This window comes from Sessilibacter sp. MAH1, from assembly GCF_054658315.1.
Window position 1 is genome coordinate 108,746 of sequence record NZ_BAAGIC010000005.1, and the last position, 20,586, is coordinate 129,331.

The 20,586-nt window shown below is 44.2% G+C and carries 18 protein-coding genes; 9 read left to right on the plus strand and 9 right to left on the minus strand.

The window, feature by feature from the left end; genetic code table 11:
• Window positions 1-98 precede the first annotated feature (98 nt).
• The 6 genes from ACYQ28_RS06965 to ACYQ28_RS06990 form a co-directional block, all read right to left on the minus strand.
• Window positions 99-341 (minus strand): superinfection immunity protein, encoded by a 243-nt coding sequence (locus ACYQ28_RS06965; protein ID WP_460049060.1) that lies wholly within the window; start codon window positions 339-341, stop codon window positions 99-101.
• A gap of 402 nt (window positions 342-743) precedes the next feature.
• Window positions 744-1,850, minus strand: coding sequence for a tRNA-uridine aminocarboxypropyltransferase (locus tag ACYQ28_RS06970; RefSeq protein WP_460049062.1), 1,107 nt, complete (start codon window positions 1,848-1,850; stop codon window positions 744-746).
• A 225-nt stretch (window positions 1,851-2,075) separates the two neighbouring features.
• Window positions 2,076-2,699, minus strand: a complete 624-nt coding sequence (locus tag ACYQ28_RS06975; protein WP_460049063.1) for a hypothetical protein — start codon at window positions 2,697-2,699, stop codon at window positions 2,076-2,078.
• 371 nt (window positions 2,700-3,070) lie between these two features.
• Complete coding sequence (locus ACYQ28_RS06980; protein WP_460049065.1) at window positions 3,071-5,542, minus strand: bifunctional diguanylate cyclase/phosphodiesterase; 2,472 nt, start codon at window positions 5,540-5,542, stop codon at window positions 3,071-3,073.
• 510 nt (window positions 5,543-6,052) lie between these two features.
• A complete protein-coding gene (locus ACYQ28_RS06985; RefSeq protein WP_460049067.1) occupies window positions 6,053-6,673 on the minus strand; it encodes a DUF502 domain-containing protein in 621 nt (206 codons plus the stop codon).
• A gap of 88 nt (window positions 6,674-6,761) precedes the next feature.
• Window positions 6,762-7,994: a hypothetical protein gene (locus ACYQ28_RS06990; protein ID WP_460049069.1), complete on the minus strand. Its 1,233-nt coding sequence runs from the start codon at window positions 7,992-7,994 to the stop codon at window positions 6,762-6,764.
• Between the two features lie 239 nt (window positions 7,995-8,233).
• Between ACYQ28_RS06990 and gmk the strand changes: the two genes are divergently transcribed.
• The 4 genes from gmk (at window position 8,234) to ACYQ28_RS07010 (ending at window position 12,307) form a co-directional block, all read left to right on the plus strand.
• Window positions 8,234-8,851, plus strand: coding sequence for a guanylate kinase (gmk, locus tag ACYQ28_RS06995; protein WP_460049070.1), 618 nt, complete (start codon window positions 8,234-8,236; stop codon window positions 8,849-8,851).
• A gap of 83 nt (window positions 8,852-8,934) precedes the next feature.
• The gene (gene rpoZ / locus ACYQ28_RS07000; protein ID WP_460049072.1) at window positions 8,935-9,183 is read left to right on the plus strand and encodes a DNA-directed RNA polymerase subunit omega; all 249 of its coding nucleotides are present in this window, start codon (window positions 8,935-8,937) and stop codon (window positions 9,181-9,183) included.
• 467 nt (window positions 9,184-9,650) lie between these two features.
• On the plus strand, window positions 9,651-11,765 hold the full coding sequence (locus tag ACYQ28_RS07005; protein WP_460049073.1) for a RelA/SpoT family protein: 2,115 nt from the start codon (window positions 9,651-9,653) through the stop codon (window positions 11,763-11,765).
• 158 nt (window positions 11,766-11,923) lie between these two features.
• The gene (locus ACYQ28_RS07010) at window positions 11,924-12,307 is read left to right on the plus strand and encodes a RidA family protein (RefSeq protein WP_460049074.1); all 384 of its coding nucleotides are present in this window, start codon (window positions 11,924-11,926) and stop codon (window positions 12,305-12,307) included.
• 283 nt (window positions 12,308-12,590) lie between these two features.
• Here the strand turns inward: ACYQ28_RS07010 and ACYQ28_RS07015 are convergent, their stop codons facing one another.
• Together ACYQ28_RS07015 and ACYQ28_RS07020 are read right to left on the minus strand one after the other, a co-directional pair.
• Window positions 12,591-12,848, minus strand: coding sequence for a hypothetical protein (locus ACYQ28_RS07015; RefSeq protein WP_460049075.1), 258 nt, complete (start codon window positions 12,846-12,848; stop codon window positions 12,591-12,593).
• 61 nt (window positions 12,849-12,909) lie between these two features.
• Complete coding sequence (locus ACYQ28_RS07020; protein WP_460049077.1) at window positions 12,910-13,866, minus strand: sugar nucleotide-binding protein; 957 nt, start codon at window positions 13,864-13,866, stop codon at window positions 12,910-12,912.
• Window positions 13,867-14,022: 156 nt separating this feature from the next.
• On the opposite strand from ACYQ28_RS07020, the gene ACYQ28_RS07025 reads away from it, so the two are divergent.
• The 4 genes from ACYQ28_RS07025 to ACYQ28_RS07040 all read left to right on the plus strand — a co-directional run bounded on the left by ACYQ28_RS07025 (window position 14,023) and on the right by ACYQ28_RS07040 (window position 18,952).
• Window positions 14,023-14,949 carry a hydrogen peroxide-inducible genes activator gene (locus ACYQ28_RS07025; protein WP_460049078.1) on the plus strand — a complete coding sequence of 309 codons (927 nt, stop codon included), beginning with the start codon at window positions 14,023-14,025 and terminating at the stop codon, window positions 14,947-14,949.
• Between the two features lie 165 nt (window positions 14,950-15,114).
• Window positions 15,115-17,211: an ATP-dependent DNA helicase RecG gene (recG, locus tag ACYQ28_RS07030; RefSeq protein ID WP_460049080.1), complete on the plus strand. Its 2,097-nt coding sequence runs from the start codon at window positions 15,115-15,117 to the stop codon at window positions 17,209-17,211.
• On the plus strand, window positions 17,198-17,509 hold the full coding sequence (locus ACYQ28_RS07035) for a hypothetical protein (protein WP_460049081.1): 312 nt from the start codon (window positions 17,198-17,200) through the stop codon (window positions 17,507-17,509). Before recG ends, ACYQ28_RS07035 begins: the two co-directional genes overlap by 14 nt.
• A gap of 93 nt (window positions 17,510-17,602) precedes the next feature.
• Window positions 17,603-18,952, plus strand: coding sequence for an HDOD domain-containing protein (locus tag ACYQ28_RS07040; RefSeq protein ID WP_460164700.1), 1,350 nt, complete (start codon window positions 17,603-17,605; stop codon window positions 18,950-18,952).
• An 81-nt stretch (window positions 18,953-19,033) separates the two neighbouring features.
• Here ACYQ28_RS07040 and ACYQ28_RS07045 read toward each other — a convergent pair whose 3' ends face one another.
• Entirely contained in the window at window positions 19,034-19,318 is a 285-nt protein-coding gene (locus ACYQ28_RS07045; protein WP_460049083.1) for an HU family DNA-binding protein, read from the minus strand.
• Between the two features lie 259 nt (window positions 19,319-19,577).
• On the opposite strand from ACYQ28_RS07045, the gene ubiA reads away from it, so the two are divergent.
• A complete protein-coding gene (ubiA, locus tag ACYQ28_RS07050; protein WP_460049084.1) occupies window positions 19,578-20,459 on the plus strand; it encodes a 4-hydroxybenzoate octaprenyltransferase in 882 nt (293 codons plus the stop codon).
• Window positions 20,460-20,586: the final 127 nt, after the last annotated feature.

Sequence of the window (20,586 nt, forward strand, 5' to 3'; positions counted from 1 at the left end):
GGCTTCTGTGGATCGTTCTGTAAGACGGGAGCTACTAAACTAGAAACTTGGGAGAGGTAAGCAGTTGTGTTTATGCAACTGCTTGTCTTTTAAGGCGGTTATTCGGCGATGGTTTTTTCGTCGTTGTTGTTCGATACGGATTTTGATCCTCGAATCGCCCAAAACAGTACGCTAAACCAAGCGAACCATGAGATTCCAGAGATTAGGTTGGCGAAGAAGATTTTGGATTTTTGTTCGCCTTTTAAAACAAAGCTGATGATGGTTGGTAAGAAATAACCCACCAAAAAAATCGGCAACAGGATCATTAACAATGTTTTGTGTTCGGTAATAAATGCAGACATAAACTCTCACGAAAAAACAGTAAATCCACGCCGTCCGTAGATGTTGGGGTTGCCCCATAGGCTTTCACTTGGAAGAACCTTAACCCCAAGGGTTCACATAAAACCTTCAAGAAAGTTTCAAATTTCACTCACCGCCACGATGAAAATGATCGTTCCAAAGCAGTTATTGCGCTTAAAGCGCAGGCTTGCACACCCGTGATTATAGAGTAATTCATTATTCGGAAGAATAATGAACCTACCCTTGATTTAAGATCAATGTGATCTATTAAAACAGGATTTGACGTTTTGAGGGGCGATTCACAGTTAGTGATTCCAATTTGAACGGATTTGATAATAGACGCAATTTTTATTTCTTCTGTGATTTCAGAGACTTACCAATATAGGCTTACGAAATAAGTTTCGTTAAGAGTTTTCGTAATTAAGGTGCGATTGATAGTTTTGTTGATACCTTTCGACACCCATCAGCTCAATGTGCTTGGCCATAAATGGCTCCAAGGTTTGAGCGAGTTCGGGGTCTTTTGCGGCAACGGCGTAGGCTTCAAGGGTCGATAAACCTTGAACGTTGGGTATTTTGCGCAACAGATAGCGAGACATAAAATCTGGGCTCAACGCAACATGTTCAAGCGTTTGTAGCCAAGAGTTAAGATGCAGCATTTTCTTGGCTTTTTTCCAAGTTGCATCGAGCAGAATCAAAGTGGGTTCGGATGACTTCTCGACATGATTACTACTTTCACCACTTTCACTATTGGGTTGCCACTCTAAAGATTGCTGGCTTGGAAACAACAGCAATAAATTATTCATGCGCAGCGGCGAAAACTGTTCGCCATCAAGTACCAAGGTGGTTGGATAGCGTTGTTTAATCAGTGAAACCGTCGAAAGTGTTCGTTTGCGTTCTTTGGGATGGCGTAAGATCACAAAGTTTGGGGCAGGTGATCGCGGCTCTATAACGCCGCATGAGCAAACGCTCTTGGGCAGAGCGCATCCCCAACAGTATCGGGTCTGTAATAGGTCGCAATGATAGATAGGCGCGCGTTTAATTTTTGTCTCTTCGCTATGAAGGCGAACACCAATAATGACAGAATCTTCGTCGGTGAATAATTCCAAAAATCGTTGCGATAACCCTTGTTGTTTTTGGGTGGCATCAACAATTTCGACGCGAAAGTGATTATTACCCACAAGAGTCGGTTCTGCAGTTATTAAAACGATATGGCCGGTATCGCCACTTTTGGGAAGCATTTGCTTCCGCCAGGCCAAAAGGTGTCCGGGTTTTAATTGCGTTATTTTATTGCTGCCGATTTCTTGCAGCACTGAAAAATAATGCACAGCCTTAGGACGCAACACGCAGAATGGATATTTTAGCTGAAGCGCTTGAAACAATAACCGCACAAAACCGCCACAGTCGCAATGAATAGCATCTTGAGTTACAGATTCTTCGCGGGAAAAAGTCTTACAAGGCAAGGCCAACCAATGGTGAATGGTTGAATTTAAAAAAGTGGGATCGATTGACAAAACGGGAACTCAATTTATTAATCTTTATAATCAAGCCATAGAATACACCATCTCAAACGATTCATTGGTATTTATTATTAAAGCCACCAACAATTTAGTTGTGCGGAAATACAGAATGTGTGTCTACTTTAAATAAAACCTAAATAAACTTGATAAGAACTTTAAAAACGCTAAATAAACCTCCTAAAATTTAATCAAAATTTTCAATCGCATTTTAAACAGCACTTAAGAATTAACGTACAGAGTGTTGGATGCATTGACCCATTGATTTAATTCTTTTTGATATTCTTCACTGGGCCTGAAAAATATCGAGGCTACGTCGTTAGCATCATTACCCATACGGTGGCAAACAATAAAGCCTAAAAGTCGTAATTGCTCAAGCCGATAATACAGTTCACTGTTGGCTATATCCGAAAACTCTTGCGCTAGAGAAATATAATTTACCGAGTTTCTTGTTTCAACAAAGCTCAGTAATTTTTTCTGCGAACCACTAATAAAGTCTCTTTTTTGCAACCAAGACATAGTTAGCTCTGGTACCATTGCGTCAATTTGCGAAAATAATGGCTGAGTTGTTTCACTGGCTTGAGAAGCTGTATTTCGATCATGAGAACCGCCGTGCGACATAATTATCGGCGGCTTGTAATACACCACTATCGACAGACCTACCGCTAAAATGCCAATCGCTAAAGAGGCGTACTCAAAGTTTTCTTGTGTCGACAAGGTTATCTCACCATTTACGGGAATACCGTCGGTTAATCCCATAAAAATTAACGCGATGCCAATAACCAATAAAATGGCAGAAAGCGGACTGTGAAATGAATGCAGTAATTTATCAATAAACTCGCTCACGAACCTATCCTCTTTATATCAGACAGAAATAAAAATGACTTAATTTTCGTGAATCTTAAGCGGGAAGCTTGTGAAGGCGAGTTCAGTATAAACCAGCGGAAGAGGCAATTCCATTACAGAGAATTTCAGGGACGATTATATGTTCATTAAAACTGCGTAATAAATTGAAGAACGATTATTAAAGATTTTAAGATACCCGGATTTCACTAGAGCGTCCAGCAATACAAAGAAGTATCGGCAATTTCAAGAGTGGTAAGTGATTGTGATGAGATAGGAAATTGTGTTGTCAGTTTCTTCTCACCAATTAAATCATGGATGAGTTAATCGGTGGTTTCTTTAAATAACCACCAAAATCATTTCTTTATTTATTCTTAATTGAAATGTTCTTTGGTTAAAAAATTACTCGCATCCAGTGCCGGCATTGGCCGCGCGTATAAAAAACCTTGCATGACTGGGCAGCCCAATGCAAGTAATTGATTGGATTGAAATTCTGTTTCTACACCCTCAGAAATAACCTGCATTTTTAGATTTTCTGCCAGCGCAATAATTGATTTTACTATGGCCATTTTGTGCTTATCTTCACTCAGGTTAGCAATAAAACTGCGATCAATTTTAACGGTTTGAATAGGCAGTCGATGCAAATAGGCTAACGAAGAATAACCGGTACCAAAATCATCCAACATAATTTGGCAGCCGATTTCGATAAGCTCGTGCAGCTTTGACACCATTCTTTCGGCGTTGGACATAATCATGTGCTCGGTCAATTCCAATCGAATTTGACCGCGCGCTAAATGGTATTTTTTGTAAACATAAGAAACTTCGTTAAAAAACTCTTCATCGTCGATGGATATAGCAGCAATATTAACACTGATATAAATGTCTTTTTTGCCACGAATTTTATTCCATTGTTCAAGCTGCACTGCTGCACGACGTACTGCTAAAATGCTAATTCCTGAAACACAAGCCGAACGCTCGGCAAGCGGAATAAATTCCGCCGGAGAAATCCATTCACCATTGCGACGTTGCCAACGAGCTAAGGATTCAAAACCGGCGATTTTTCTGAATTTGGCATCGATAATAGGCTGCAAATAGAATTGTAAATCACCATTTTTAACGGCATCTTTGAGTTCTATCTGTAACTGGCGCATTCTTCGCGATGTTGCATCAAGCACTTCGTCGAAAATAACCCAGTAAGATCCGGTTATATTTTTTGCTCGATAGAGCGCGATATCGGCATCACGTAATACGTCGTCGGAGTGTTGATAGGCTACAGGCACAATGGGTAAAACGCCGACGCTCAACGAGATCTCCATCGCGCGATCGCCCAAATCTATTGGTGATTTAAACTGCGCGACCACTTTTTCAACCACAACTTGCACGTCTAATCCGTGCGTCATGCCTTCGTACAACATGACAAATTCATCACCACCGAGCCTGGCAACGGTATCGCTAGAACGCACGACTTTTTTCAGTCGCTTCGCAACCGCAACTAATAATTTATCGCCAACACCGTGGCCCAAGGTATCATTAATTACTTTAAAATTATCAAGATCGATGAGTAAAACACAGGAATTGATCTGTAAATTGCCACGCTTAATTAATTGCAGATGGTGATCTAAGCGATCGATAAACATGGTGCGATTGGCAAGTTGGGTCAATGAATCGTGATAGGCAAGATCTCGGAAATTGTATTCGGCAATTTTTTGCTCGGTAATATCACAACCACTGGCTAAACCAACCCAGTCTTGATCTTCTTTCTCAAGGGTAATACTGAAATAAACCCAACAAATGGAGTCGTCTTGGCGTTCAATTTTAAATTGCTGTCGAAAAATTCGGCCGACTTTTTTTGGTGATTTCAGTACATCGGCAGAGAAGGTAGCGAAAGATTTCCCAAATACCGACTCAATAGAACTGTGTTTTAATTTCTCTTCACTAAGGCCTGTAATAGTGGTTAACGCGTTATTTGCGTATAAAATCTGTTTTTCATTGTAAATAAAAATCGCCATTTGAGTACTTTCGGCAAGCCGAGCAAATCGCAATTCACTTTTCATAAGCGATTGCGTAAGTTCGTCCATCCGTTTATTGATTAAAATACTCACCACCAACAGAACCAATACAATCAACGAGCCGCCCACAACAGCAATTACTAAAGGGTAGGGCGCACTGATGATTTCATTTAATGGCATATGAGCATCGACTCGAAAATAGGTCGCGCTCATAGCAATGGTGTGCATGCCACTGACAGCAAGTCCTAATATTATGCTACTGCCAAGCAGCCGTATTTTGCCGTGCATGGTTTTCAAGTTGTTGCTGTCGCAGTAGGTTAATAAGCCAATTAAGGCCAATAGATAAGCAGAAAATATCGACATCACCAGCAGAAGTGGTTTGTAGTACATCTCCGCATTTACAACTAGGCCTTCCATACCAATAAAATGCATAGCTCCAATACCCGCCGCTAGCACCAGAGCAGAGGTGTTAATCACTTCTACACTGAGTTGTCGCGGGTTATAGAGCCAGATGCACACGCCGCTGGCAAAGATAGCTGGAAAAACTGAGATAGCGGTAATGACTGGATCGTAGGTTACCGGCATTGGCATGTTGTAGGCGAGCATTGAGGTAAAATGCATCGCCCAGATTCCGGTGCCCATGGCTACAGCGCCAAATATCAGCCAAAAATGGCGCCAAACACCGCTGGTATTGCGGTATCTATGGGTAGCGGGAAGCAAAACTGCGGAGGCAAAAATTGCCAGAAGAACGCCCACTGCGCACAATGCATACTCGTGATGCCCGACAAATAGGGTGCCCTGAAGCTCCTCAGGTGAAACTAGTCGCAAAAATGCCATGATGCGCTCAGATACAAGGTTTATCGATTACGATAAAAAGTATAGGCGAGCAAATGGCTTGCTAACGCAGAATAAACGCTATTTTTATAAGAATTAATTCAATTAACCGATGTAAACAGCAAGTCTTGCTATTAAAAACTATTTTTACAAATAAACGCTACAACGGTTTAAATAAAAATCGATATTTATGAATATCAGTAATTTCGCATGACCTGTATATCTGATTTATTTATCTAGAAGTGAGCTGGGTTTCTCTTTATCAATGCATTGAAAACTCTTATTTACCGAGCGTACGTTTATCTTAGAGTTTCTTTACCTAAAGTTTTTTATCTAGAGCTTCTGGCAACAAAAAAGATGTCTCGCCAATTGCATGAACAGTAATGATTATAATTGTGAACAATGGCAATTCGCATTGTTAATTTTTGCCCTCTGATTCAATCATAAAGTAATTAATCAACGCTTCTAATAAATCAAATTAAACTCAATAATTCATGAAAGCATCTAGCGCTGTTATTTAGGTTTAGCAGCTTCTGGTGTTAAATGAAAGGCTTCTATTTCTTTCGCTTGGGCGCCTCCGGTTAGAGTAATGCGCATTGCTTCTTCAATGGATATATTCAGTGGCGTCAGCTTGTCTCGACTCATATACATGGTAAAGCCGCCGATCTGATAACTCATTGGCAGATACACACCAATTCTGTCTTCATTAGGATACAAGCGCTTGCCGGTATTCTCACCGGTGACAAAGCCAATTTGATGAAAACCATTGCCCATATCCACACTAACAACCGCACTTAAATCGCTGTTTTTACCAATATTAAATACCGTAATAATGTCACTGATTGACGCATAAATAGATTTTACCAGAGGGATTTTTTGTATCACTCTGTCACCAACACTCACCAAATAGCGAGCGCCGTACATATTCATTACCAACCCGACAATAAAAATCAGCACGATACCTGTGGTTACACCAATTCCTGGAAAGTACCATTGCTCAGGCATAATGTTGATTAATAGTTTTCGAATTAACACTTCAAGAGTAACAATCACCCAATAAATTGCGTAGAGCGTGAGCGCTAACGGCAATACCGTAATTAATCCTTGTACAACGTAGGTCAATAATTTTTGCATCGTATAATAACGCCTATCACTCAATGTTCTTGTATTTTGATTAAAGATTTCTAAAACGTACTTTTAATTAAACCCTCTTTTATGGCGTTTAATTGAAAATACCATCAATATCCTTGCCATGAAATCCGGGGAAGAAATCATCGACCAACATCAACGCTTTTTGTTTTTCTCTTTTCGCCAAAATTTCTTTCAAGCGATCTAAGTTTTTTAAATAATCCAACAGGTCATGTAACGCATATTCAATACTTTCGATACCGTCTTTGTACAGAGTGAATTTTTTATCGATCTTCGCGTCGGTTTTATCGTAAAAACTGCTGTATAAATAATGCTGCATTGCGCTGCGATGAATTAAGGCGTCTTTTTTCAGCGCTAAGTCGTGCAACTGTTCTTGTAATTTTTGCATTAAATCGGTTACCGAAAGGCCGTATTTTTCGGTATCCAACTCGCCAATGTGCTCCATAAATAAATCGATGATAGTGGCAACATCGTTGTTATCTCGGGCATTAGTTAGCTTAACCATCAAATGTTGCTTTTGTTGGCGCAATTTCGGATCTTTTTCTTTATCGGGATGAAGTGTATTGGCAACTCTACGGAATATTTTTTTCAGCCAAAGGTCGTCTAGGTCTGTCGAGGATGAATGTTCCAGAACATCAAAGGGTTCGTTACCGTCGTGCGATGCTGCATCAAAAAATTTTTCGTTGAGTTCATTCAGAATTTCTTCTAACACAGACTCAGGAATAAACTCTCGATAGGTATCTATAAGATCTTCCAAAGAGGCTTTATTTCGATCAATACCACTTTCAGTTTCAACAAATGGGTCATCAATGGGATCGTCTTTTAAATCGGGAAACAGCTGCGCGACAGCTCGGTTATACGATGTCGTTAATTCGTACGCTTTCTGTTCGCTCAGTAACGCGATGGTATCAATTTCTAGGCTGATCCAATCGGCCAGTTCTTGACGATGCCAATGGGACAAAGACTTGCGTCCCATAAACTCGGTGAGACGAAGGACCAGCTTTTCTCTTGCCGGTATTAACACTTGGCACTCGATTTCGTAAATTTCTGCGAAATAACGCGAATGAATAGCCGCCAGCGTGGTTTCAATGTGTTCGATTAACCGCGCTTGTGTTTTTACTTTTTGCCAAAGGCGATTGAGCGATTTATGTTGGCGCGCTTGGTTCTTCGCCAAAGGCATCAGTAATTTCATATCCAAACCTTTGTTAATAAAACCGTTGTTAATAAAACCGTTGTTAATAAAACCGTTGTTAATAAAACCGTTGTCAATAGAAGGTGAGCCGTCATTGGGTTGATTTTTACCCACAACCTGATCCCAACCGGTATTTTCAGCAAACCATCGTCAAGTGTCGGTTTCCACTCTAAGCTGTAAGTAAATAGACACCGAGACTCTTACCGCATCGAAAGGTTGTATTTCTTGGTGACAAGGGTAGGATGCGCTCTTTTTTTACGCACAGAGGCTTTTTTGCAATAGCATCTTTGCGTTTTTATGCTCATGGCGTAAAACCACTATCGACACAAGCAACGAACGAATAAGAGGTCTTAATGACTACCCGAGGCACACTCTACACGGTATCGGCTCCTTCTGGAGCAGGCAAGACCAGTTTGGTTAAAGCCCTGATCGAATCTACCGCCGACGTTACTGTAAGTGTGTCACACACCACCCGAGCAAAACGCCCCGGCGAAATCGATGGTATCAATTATCATTTTGTTGATGCATCACGGTTTCAAGAAATGGTCGAGCGCGACGAATTTTTAGAGCACGCCCAAGTTTTTGGCAACTGTTACGGTACGGCAAAAGCTTCCGTCGAAGATGCGTTAAATGCAGGCTTGGATGTTATCTTAGAAATCGACTGGCAAGGCGCTGATCAAGTCAGACAGATTTTTCCAGATACGGTGGGTATTTTTATCGTTCCGCCTTCTATTGAAGAATTAGAATCTCGCCTGCGTGCACGCGGGCAGGATGGCGATGACATCATTGCTAAAAGAATGAACGAAGCAGTTGCTGAAATGAGTCACTATATAGAAGCCGACTATGTTGTCATTAATGAACAATTTGATCTTGCTTTAAGCGAACTTAAGTCCATTATTACCGCACAAAGGCTCACTTTAGATAACCAGCAAGCGAAACACGGCGAGCAATTGCAGAAACTGTTGTCCTAGACGATCAAATTTTTTACAATCGCCGCCTTTTCGTTTCCAGTATTCAGCTAAACCAAGCTGATCCAATTACCGAGTAAGAATTCATGGCCCGTATCACCGTAGAAGATTGCCTTAACCACGTAGACAACCGTTTTGAATTAGTACTTGTCGGCAGCAAGCGCGCACGCCAACTGGCAGTTGGTGGTAAAGACCCATTGGTTCCTGAAGAAAACGACAAGCCAACCGTAATCGCTTTGCGTGAAATCGAAGAAGGTTTAATCGATGCGAGCATCTTGAACCAGAAAGAAGATCACGACGACGAATACCCAATAGAAGAACCAGAGCAAGACTGATTGCTATGTTCTGCGCCGAGCCACTGAGCTCGGCGCATCCTTTTGTAACTTACCCGCCTTTTTACGTATTCTTTACGTAGCCGTTATTCCTTGTATTCACTGAGATCAGCATTGATCTGCGCCACTTAAATTTACATCTGTTTTACCACTCAGATCACTCAGCAATTTGTGCCGAACTTTGACCGACTGCCCTATTTTTTTCCTAAAAATAGGATGGTGCACGGCTTTTGTTCGTTGATCTGTAAAGGAAGTTCGGTTTCTGAGATAGTCTCAGCTATTAAAGAGCAACTATTGAATGATTGGTCGAACTTTTGAGCTAAGCTAAATTTTAAGGCTCTAAAACTAATCAAGTGGTATTGATTATCGCCAAGTGTTAGCGCATTCTTGGAGCATTCTTTAGTTTATTTCCAAATCGGAATATTAACTGATATTTCACCAGGTTATTAGATCGAGCAGAATTCACCCACGTGGGCAACATAGAAAAACTCAGTCAACATCTTTCCACCTACCTAGAGCCTTATCAGGTCAATCTGGTTAAGCGCTCCTATTACTATGCCGAGCAGGCCCACGAGGGTCAGCGCAGAAGCAGTGGCGAGCCCTATGTTACTCATCCGCTGAGTGTCGCTACAATCTTGTCTGAGATGCGTATGGATCATCAAAGCCTGATGGCGGCGATGTTACACGACGTGATAGAAGATACTGCAATCAACAAAGCGGCCCTTAGCCAGCAGTTTGGTGAAACCGTTGCCGATCTCGTTGATGGCGTCAGCAAACTCACTCAAATCGAATTCGATTCTCAAGCCGAAAAAGAAGCCGAAAACTTTCGCAAAATGACCTTGGCTATGGCTAAGGATATTCGCGTCATATTAGTTAAGCTCTCCGATCGTCTTCATAACATGCGCACACTGGGCGCGCTGCGGCCCGAAAAAAAACGCCGCATTGCCCGTCAAACACTGGAAATCTACGCACCAATCGCCGCACGTTTAGGTATGAATGACATCCGTATTGAGCTTGAAGACCTGTGTTTTCAAGCCATTCATCCCATGCGATCTCGACGACTTGCCGCGGCGTTAAAATCCGTGCGCGGTAATCGCAAGGAAGTCGTTGATACCATCCAAACCGCGATTTCAAACAGACTCGATCGCGACATAGTCAGTGCTACAGTAACCGGTAGAGAAAAGCATCTGTACAGCATCTATTTGAAGATGCGCAGCAAAAACAAGTCGTTCAAAGAAATTATGGACGTCTATGCCTTCAGAGTTGTGGTTAACAGCGTTGAAGACTGCTACCGCGCTTTGGGCTCGCTGCACAATTTGTATAAACCGGTTCCGGGTGAATTTAAAGATTACATCGCCATTCCTAAAGCCAACGGCTATCAATCACTGCACACCATTTTGGTAGGTTTAAGCGGCATTCCCATTGAAGTACAAATACGTACCGCCGAAATGGACGCCATGGCCAACCAGGGTATCGCGGCGCATTGGCTCTACAAATCTGACAATGAGAGCGATTCGGATTCCATTGGTCATACCCGAGCAAGAAAGTGGATCAAAGGTTTGTTGGAAATTCAGCAACAAGCGGGCGACTCTTTAGAATTCATTGAAAACGCCAAGATTGACCTGTTCCCCGATGAAGTCTATGTCTTCACACCTAAGGGCAAGATTGTCGAATTGCCCGCTGGCGCGACCTCGGTAGATTTTGCCTACGCCGTTCACACCGACATTGGTGATCACTGCATCGCTTGTCGGGTGAATGATCGAATGGCGCCGCTATCTCGTCAGCTGCAAAGCGGCGAAAAAATTCAGATTATTACCTCTGAAGTCGCTCACCCTAATCCATCTTGGTTAAATTTCGCAGTATCGGGCAAGGCAAAAGCCGCCATCCGTCACTATTTAAAACGCCAGCAACACAATGAATCCATTGAACTTGGCAGCAAAATGCTTCAGCAGGCGTTGCAGGTTTATCAATTGTCGGTCGATAAACTCGATCAAGATCATCTGCAAAAATTACTCGATTTGCTGGGAATCAGCAGCAAAGATCAGCTTCTTGAAGAAATTGGCTTAGGCCGCCGTACCGCATCATCCATTGCCGAACTGCTCGCCACCGATCACCCCGCCGATGTTAAATCTAAAGCTCAACCGTTGGTTATTTCTGCCGCAGATGCTGCTGTTATCAGCTTCGCACGTTGTTGCTGTCCAATTCCGGGCGACACCATTGCCGGCCACATCAGTGCGGGCAAAGGCTTGGTGGTGCATCAAGAATCTTGTCGTAATCTTGTCGAAATTCGCCAAAGTAAACCCGAATTAGTCAATAACATGACGTGGGCGAAAAAAGTCAGCGGCGAGTTTATTGTGATTTTGCGCGCCGAAGTCATTAACGAGCGCGGCATTATCGCCACCATGGCGACGCGAATCTCGGAGCAGGGCGCGGGCATTGAAAAGATTCAAGTTGATGAGAAAGACGCACACAACATGGTTGTAAAACTCACGTTGAATGTAACCAACCGCAAACATCTAGCGAACATTCTGCGCAGAATTCGGTTACTAAAAACCGTAATCCGCGTCAGCCGACACAAAAACTGACTTGCCAGCACCAAAAACCACTATATACTGCCGGATTTCTTTCGCGGCGGCCCCGCTAGGCTTTGCTAACATTCTGATACCACATCAGGATTCAAAGACTGGCGATACCAACGTATAACTTGGCCTAGTCGCAACACTTAACAACTCAGGGGGCGACTATGACAAACAGAGCGACCATTCACACCGATAATGCGCCAGCGGCGATCGGTACCTATTCTCAAGCCATCAAGGTTAACAATACCGTTTACATGTCGGGCCAAATTCCTTTGGTTCCTGAAACCATGCAAATGGTGTCTGAGAACTTTACCGAACAGGCTCATCAAGTTTTTAAAAATCTGGCTGCGGTTATTGAAGCTGCCGGCGGTGACCTTAAAGACATCGTAAAACTGAACATTTACCTAACCGATCTGAGCAACTTCGCGCAAGTTAACGAAGTTATGTCAGCATACTTTAGCCAGCCTTACCCAGCGCGAGCGGCAATTGGCGTTAGTGAATTACCCAAGGCGGCGCTTATTGAAGCCGATGCAGTAGCGGTTATCTAACGCCTGGCGTCATGGGACCATGGGTGGAGGTGAAAGTTGTTCAACAATGCGCGCAGCGCATGCGCAACTTGAAGCCGCAGCCCATGGTTCCCATGCACGAAATGGTTAGGTATGGGGAAGCTATTTGAAACTTTATACCTACCTATCATTACTTTAGTTTAACCAAAATAATCTGACGTTTTGATTTGACTATCATCGCAAAGAAATAGATGCAAAAGAACAACTTCGGCACTTCCTCTGTTGATATTCCCTGAATTAAATTCTATTTCTTGCTCAAGAATATTTAGTCTTTTTTATACAACACATATGCAATATAGCCAAAGTGCGTAATAACAAACAATACCGCACCCGCATATGGCAGGATCTTATTTATATAAATGCCAATCAGCAATGCTATAACTGGAAAGATTGGTATGATAGGAATTAAAGACGGTCCATCACTAAACGGTTTGCCATTATACATATTTCCTACTTTTATAAAGGCGAATACCCCTATCCAAAAAGTAGAAATACAAGTTACTAAAATTTGTTGGTCAGTCACAAATTTACCTAACAGCTAGATTACTTTGGTGTGGCTTATTTTTTTGATAAGCCTCACCAAACTAGGCTTTTTTACTTCTCAAATACTCTTCTAAAATTTCTGGATAACCCTCACGAAAACTCGGGTACAGAAATTCATATCCTGAATTCTTAAGACGCTGATTACTCAGCCGCTTACCCGTGTATCTGAGCTGATTTTCGTTACTTGGCAATATAGGCTCTTCTGCGTATTCAACTCCCATGGCCGACGCCAAATACCGTTTTATCTCGCCACCGGTGCACGAGACATCATCGCTACCAATATAGATCGATTCTGGCTGTTCGAGCGTAAGTACATGAGCAATAACTTGTGCACAATCGTATTGATGGATTCGATTAGTGTAAGCGTTTACGCCAAATCCTGGCCCAGGCGATGACTGGCCTTGAAGCACCGAATCGAGCAAGCGGAAGCGCCCCGGCCCATAAATGCCTGAGAATCGAACAATCACAGCTGTAGAACAGGCGTTTAGCAAGACTTGTTCGGCTTCAAGCATTCGAGCACCAGCAAAACCGACTGGCGTTGTGGCGCTTGATTCATCCACAACGCTGCCGTCGTCTTGAGCGTAAACGCTAGTACTCGACACAAAGACAACTCGTTTAGGTGTAATATTTTTACGTTTAATTAAATTAGAAAGTTCTACAATAGGCTCAACGTAGGCTTCGCGGTAACCTTGATCGCTGCGAGTTTTTGGTGTTAACGAAATAACCACCGATAAATTGGGGTTGTCGAATAAATGCTCGTAGTTATGGGTTTCTTGCACACTTGAACATAAATAGTGCACAGATGAGCTAAATTTCGATAAATTAGGACTATCGTGTATTGGGTTGGCAGATAAATCTACCTGTGAACAATTTCTAGTCAATGCTGTTATGTCAAAGCTCGAAGCGCTACTAAGAGTGGAAAACTGCCTTCCAATTTGACCAAAACCCAGCCATAACAGTGAAAGTTTGTTTTTTTCAGGTGGTGAATTACTTGTCATATATTTACAGAAAGTTAATAAAAAATATTTATTTAACCAATATCTTAATAAAATAAATTAAACCCGCCGAATCGATAGCCAAAATTGAAAATACGGGGTAATCTAGTTTTAAATAGATAATATTCATCAATTCAGCAAGTCGAAGAGCCTTTAACAATGACCCTCACGGAATTACGTTACATAGTAACACTGGCGCAGGAGCAACATTTTGGCCGAGCAGCGGAAAAATGCTTTGTATCCCAGCCGACTTTAAGTATCGCCGTAAAAAAACTAGAAGAAGAGTTAGGTGTTGCCTTATTTGAGCGTTCCAAAACACGCGTAAAGCCAACGCCATTAGGCGAAACCATTGTTAGCCAAGCACAGTTGGTGTTGGAACAAACTTCTGCCATTAAAGATATGGCTACCGCTGGTAAAGACCAACTCAAAAGTCCGTTACAGGTTGGCGCGATTTTCACCATTGGTCCCTACCTATTACCACACTTTATTCCCGAATTAATTCGTCGCGCTCCCGAAATGCCGTTGTATGTAGAAGAAGGTTTTACGGCGACCTTACGCCATAGACTGCGAAACGGCGAGCTGGATGTCATTATTGTAGCTCTACCTTTTACCGAAGCCGATGTGGTAACCCAACCTTTGTACGATGAGCCCTTCGTCGTATTAGTTCATAAAGGCCATCCGCTCGAAGATAAACAAACCATTGAGACTCAAGATCTCGACGGCCACAATATTTTACTACTCGGTGAAGGTCACTGTTTCAGAGATCAAGTCTTTGAGGCATGTCCCAATATTCGTCCTTCGGCGGATAATGAAACTAACACGTCTAAAATTCGCACCGCAGCCGAAGGCAGTTCGTTAGAAACTTTGCGTCACATGGTTGCGTCGGGCCTTGGCATTACCATTTTACCAGCGTCCGCCGCGACCAGTCCGTTTTATAACAACGACCGCCTCGTGGTGAGATCTTTTGCCGGCCAAGCGCCAACGCGAACCGTAGCACTGGCGTGGCGCGCGAGCTTCCCTCGCCATAAAGCCGTCGATGTGCTGCGTCAAGCCATTAACCAATGCCAGCTCGATCGCACAGTTTAAGTTTTTGGCCCCTGCAAAAGGGGCTTTTTTATGTTCGAATTTTTGCCAGCGACATTTCTCTTTTGACCTTTTCTCACAATTAGTTTTTAATCCATTTTCATGGATAAAAACACAGTACTTTTCATGTTTTACTTCGCCAAGTCGCACAGAGACTAAGTTTCGCTCATGCAGGCTTCACCTCTAGAAAGCACCTTCGAACTGACACCTATTACCCACTTGAAAGGCGTCGGGCCGCAAATGGAGGAAAAGCTCGCGAAGTTAGGCATTACTTGCTTTAGAGATTTATTATTTCATCTGCCCATCCGTTATATCGACCAAACCCAAATTACCGATGTTGCCGAGCTCAGGCCGAGTACCTACGCACAAATTGAAGGTGTCGTGGTTTCGGCCCATGTTGCCTATGGTAAAAAACGCAGCCTTGTGTGCAAGGTGCGAGACGATACCGGCAGCGTTTGTTTGCGATTTTTTCATTTTACAGCCGCCCAGAAGGAGCGTCTGGCAACCGATACTCAAGTTCGTGTTTGTGGCGAAGTAAAACGAGGCGCCACCGGTGTAGAGTTTTTCCATCCGGAAGTTGAGGTTCTAGTACCCGAGCATGAACAACATTACGAGCTTCCAGATCGACTTACGCCAATTTACCCAAGTACCGATGGCTTAACACAAAAGCGTTGGTTACAACTCACCGATCAACTGGTATCACGACTAAAATCTGGTCAAGTCAACGAACTGATCGATTCAAAGTTTTTAGAAACGCACCAGCTACAAACACTCTCTCAAGCGCTCCTGTATCTGCATCGACCGCCCGTAGACGCCAATCTTTACGAACTGAGCCTGGGTCTGCACCCATTACAAAAACGCCTAGCGCTGGAAGAATTACTGGCGCACCACCTAAGCCTGCGCGAACAAAAGCTCCGTGGGAATACTCACGACGCCTACGCGCTGCCACGCGCAAAACAGCTAGAGCGAAAATTGCTCGATTTTGTGGGCTTTACCCTCACCAACGCCCAAGCGCGCGTGATTGACGAAATCTGTACCGATCTCGTCACACACACACCCATGCGACGACTAGTGCAAGGTGATGTAGGTAGTGGTAAAACCTTGGTAGCGGCCATGGCCGCGATTCAAGCCGCGGCTCAAGGCAAGCAGACCGCGCTGATGGCGCCGACAGAAATTCTTGCCGAACAGCACTTTCGCAACTTTACGCGGTGGTTTGAAGAAGGTTTGGGTATTCGTTGTGCCTGGTTAGTCGGCCGCCAAGGTGTTAAAGAAAGGCGACTGCAAAACGAGGCGATCTCATCCGGCGAAGCTTTGGTGGTGGTTGGCACTCAGGCCTTGTTTCAAGAGGGTGTGGAATTTCACGATCTTGCCTTGACCATCATCGATGAGCAACACCGTTTTGGCGTTCATCAACGCTTAGCATTACAACAGAAAAGTAAAACCTCGGCACACCAACTGTCGCTCACCGCCACCCCCATTCCAAGAACCTTGGCAATGAGTTTTTACACGAATATTGATATTTCCAGCATTGACGAATTACCGCCAGGCCGAAAACCCGTTACTACCGCCGTCATTGCTCAGAATCGTCGCGACAGCGTCATTGAGCGAATCGGCCAGGCCTGCGAAAGCGGTCGTCAGGCCTATTGGGTGTGCACACTGATTGAAGACTCAGAAACCCTACAAGCCCAGGCCGCGCAAGCAACATGGGAGATGCTCTGCGAAGCGCTTAGCCATCTAAAAATTGGCCTGGTTCACGGCCGCCTAAGCAGTGCCGAAAAAGACGAGCAGATGCAGGCGTTCAAGCAGCATCAACTCGATTTACTGGTGGCGACAACGGTCATTGAAGTTGGCGTGGATGTGCCAAATGCTAGCCTGATGGTGATTGAAAATCCCGAACGCTTAGGCTTGGCCCAGTTGCATCAATTGCGCGGTCGAGTTGGGCGCGGCGAGGCCGAAAGCTCCTGCGTATTGCTGTATCAGAAGCCTTTATCCAAGGTTGCACGCAAACGTTTAGACATTATGCGCAGCACCAACGACGGCTTTGTGATCGCCGAAGAAGACCTAAAAATTCGTGGCCCCGGCGAGGTGTTAGGAACACGTCAAACCGGTGATGTGCAATTTCGCGTCGCCAATCTCGATACCCACCAAGACTTGCTCGCCAAAGCAGTAGAAATTGGCGAAACCCTGCAAAAAGAAAATCCTCGCGCGGCCCACGCCATTATCGAGCGTTGGCTGGGTCATCGTCAGCAGTTTGCCGACGTCTAGCGAAGTCACGGTTTACGTCAGCCATCTTCGACTTACTCGAACTTCAAAATCGAAAATTCGATTACCAATTTCTTCACGATTTCTATCACTTGCCGTTATTGAAATTAGCAAAGCGCCGCTGCAGCACTGCGAAGACTTGGGTAAGCCAAGTTTTACCCACACGCAATTTTACAAGCATTTGGCAGAAATCCATCAAATTCAAAGGCCATCTCTGAGCAGTGAACTACACTTAGATTTGCAGGACACCGCTGATCTCAATCAGATTGCGCAGGCAGCTGAAGCCGTGATCGATAGGTAAACATTCAAGCTATAAGAATAAAGCCGAGGAACTGAGGTGCAATTCCCAAGTAATGTTAAAAAACTCTTGGACACCAAGCAGATAAATTACACCATGACCACATACAGCAACGATACAGCAACAGCCAACCATTACCGCGACCACCATCTGCGAGACAGTAACGCAGCGCGCTCTATTTTATTGGAAGATGAGCGCGGTAAGTTGTTGGTGGTGGTGCCAGCGAACTGCCTACTAGATCTACAGCGTCTTTGCCAATTGACCAGCCGCAATTTGCACGCAGTTGACGCTAAAGAAGTTGAAAACTACATCAGCTCGAAGAATCTCGATGGCATTCCAGCGATCCCAAACATCAGTGGTTTAGAAACGGTCATTGATGAGCGCCTTACCAAAGCTCAAGAACCTATCTTGTTGGACGCCGGTAAGTCGCCACATTTGCTTGAGATCGATAACGAAGCTCTCGATCAGTTGATGGCCCACAAGGCTTCGAGCTTAGATATCGCCATTCCTATTGCTCAAATTGAGCAGGGCTTGATGTCCACCGATAACGACGTGGCCGACATTAAGCAGTCAGTCTCTAAATTCACCGCACTTCGCATCAAACAGCGCCTTGAAGACACCCTTGAGATGCCGCCGCTACCAGAAACTGCCCAGCGCATCATCAAATTAAGGGTAGACCCGGATGCAGACATCAGCGACCTGTCGTCTATTGTTGAAACCGACCCCAGCCTCGCCGCGCAAGTCGTTAGCTGGGCATCATCGCCTTATTACTCGGCTCCCGGAAAAATTCGCTCAATTCACGATGCTATAGTGCGCGTTTTAGGCTTCGACATGGTGCTCAATCTCGCTCTGGGAATTGCTCTGAGTCGAACTCTTGATATTCCTCCCAGAGGCCCACACGGCTCACAAACCTACTGGCGCACCGCGGTTTATATGGCCGCCACCATGGAAGGGTTAGTCACGGCCATTGACCGACCACATCGCCCCGGTTTTGGTCTAGCGTATCTTTCTGGCTTACTTCATAACTTCGGTTATTTGATTATTGCCGACGTCTTTCCACCGTATTTCGACCGCCTATGCAAATCGTGGGATGCCAATCCGCACGTAGATGACTCGGTGGTAGAAAAGCAGCAAATTGGCGTCAGTCGCCAGCAATTAAGCTCTTGGTTGATGGATTTGTGGAATATGCCGCAGGAGGTTGTAACCGCATTACGTCACCAAGACAACCCCGATTACGACGGTGAGCACGCCATCTACGCCAATCTTTTGTACATCTCCCATCGCATCTTGTGCTTAAGAGGCTTAGCGGACGGCCCCAAACAGCCACTGTCGCCAGAAATGCTCGCCCGCGTGCATTTGACTCAAACCGATTTAGACGAAACCCTCGATAACATTATTGAATCCGCCCTAGAGCTAGAAACCATCGCCAACGAACTCAGCCATTAATCGCAGTTTGCAAATAACCAAAAGCCCTCATCTGAGGGCTTTTTTGTGGCGTCGATCTTTGCAAAGAAAACTCGCGAACGGCTATGAAGATGCTTGATTGACTAGATCTTTCAATTGTTTTCCGGGCTTAAAAGACACGCTGTTACTGGCGGTGATTTCGATTGGCTCACCGGTCGCAGGACTGCGCCCAGTGCGAGCGGCTCGTGTTTTGGGATTAAACGATCCAAAACCCAAAATATTAACCGACTCGTTGCGACTTAATGCGTTGGTGATTTCATCGAGAATGGTGGAAATGATGTCATGTGCCTTTTCTTTGGTGATGTTGGCACTTTCGGCGACGGCGTTGACCAATTCAGTTTTATGCATGGCGAATGATTTCTCTGTTGTTGTAATTGTTAAATCTTTCTTCAAAACCACAGCAACGCTCAAAACAAGTTAAGAAATCCCTAACTAAATAACTCGCTTTGTCGCGCACTTTAAACACCTCTGGCTTTCTTTTTAGTCGAAATTATGGCTTTATCAAGCCGCTAAGGCCGTAAGATCGCAGCCAAATTGATTTACCACCTGTTTTTAAGCCAAATTTTAACGATTTGAGTTATAGCCAAAGAAGTTTGTCGAGCCATTAATGAATCTTGAGAAATACGTAACCCCAAAATCCGGCGACTGGAACGACTACCTAAAATTGATGCGAATGGATAAACCGGTGGGCAGTCTATTGTTGCTCTGGCCGGTTTATTGGGCGCTTTGGATTGCTTCAGAAGGCGAGCCCAGCGTCAGCACCCTAATTATTTTTACCCTCGGCGTCTTTGTGATGCGCTCCGCCGGATGCGTTATCAACGATTACGCCGACCGCAACTTTGATGGCAAGGTTAAGCGTACCAACCAACGTCCGCTGGCGGCTGGAAGACTATCGGAAGGCAATGCACTGTTCCTTTTTATAGCCTTGTGTGCTTTGGCCTTTGCGTTAGTGATTCTGACCAATTGGCAAACCATTGCGCTGTCATTTGCGGCATTACTACTCGCCAGTGCTTATCCATTTGCCAAGCGCTACACGCATATGCCACAGGTCGTATTAGGTGCTGCATTCTCTTGGGGAATTCCCATGGTATTTACGGCTGAAACCAACACGTTGCCAAAAACCGCTTGGGTCATTTACTTTACCAATCTGCTCTGGGTGATTGCCTACGATACCTTCTACGCCATGGTCGATCGCGATGACGACTTAAAAATTGGCGTGAAATCCACCGCGGTATTGTTTGGCGATATGGACAAGGTTATTACTGGGTGTCTACAAGTGCTGACGCTATTCGGCATGATACTGATCGGTGATAACGCCAAATTGGGTTGGATTTATTCCATTGGCGTGGCCATTTGCGCGGGTTTGTTTGTGTATCAGCAATATTTGATTCGCAATCGCGAGCGGGAGCAATGTTTCAAGGCGTTTAAGAATAATCAGTGGGTGGGTGTGGTTTTATTCGTGGCGATCGCGGCTGATTATTTGCTTTAAGCATTTAAAAATTTAGGCATTTAAAAATTTAGGCATTTAAAAATTTAGGCATCTAAGCATTACGATTTTTATGCCCTAAACCTTATGAATTCTGCGGCAATTACTAACTCATTAGACAGTTTTCGCC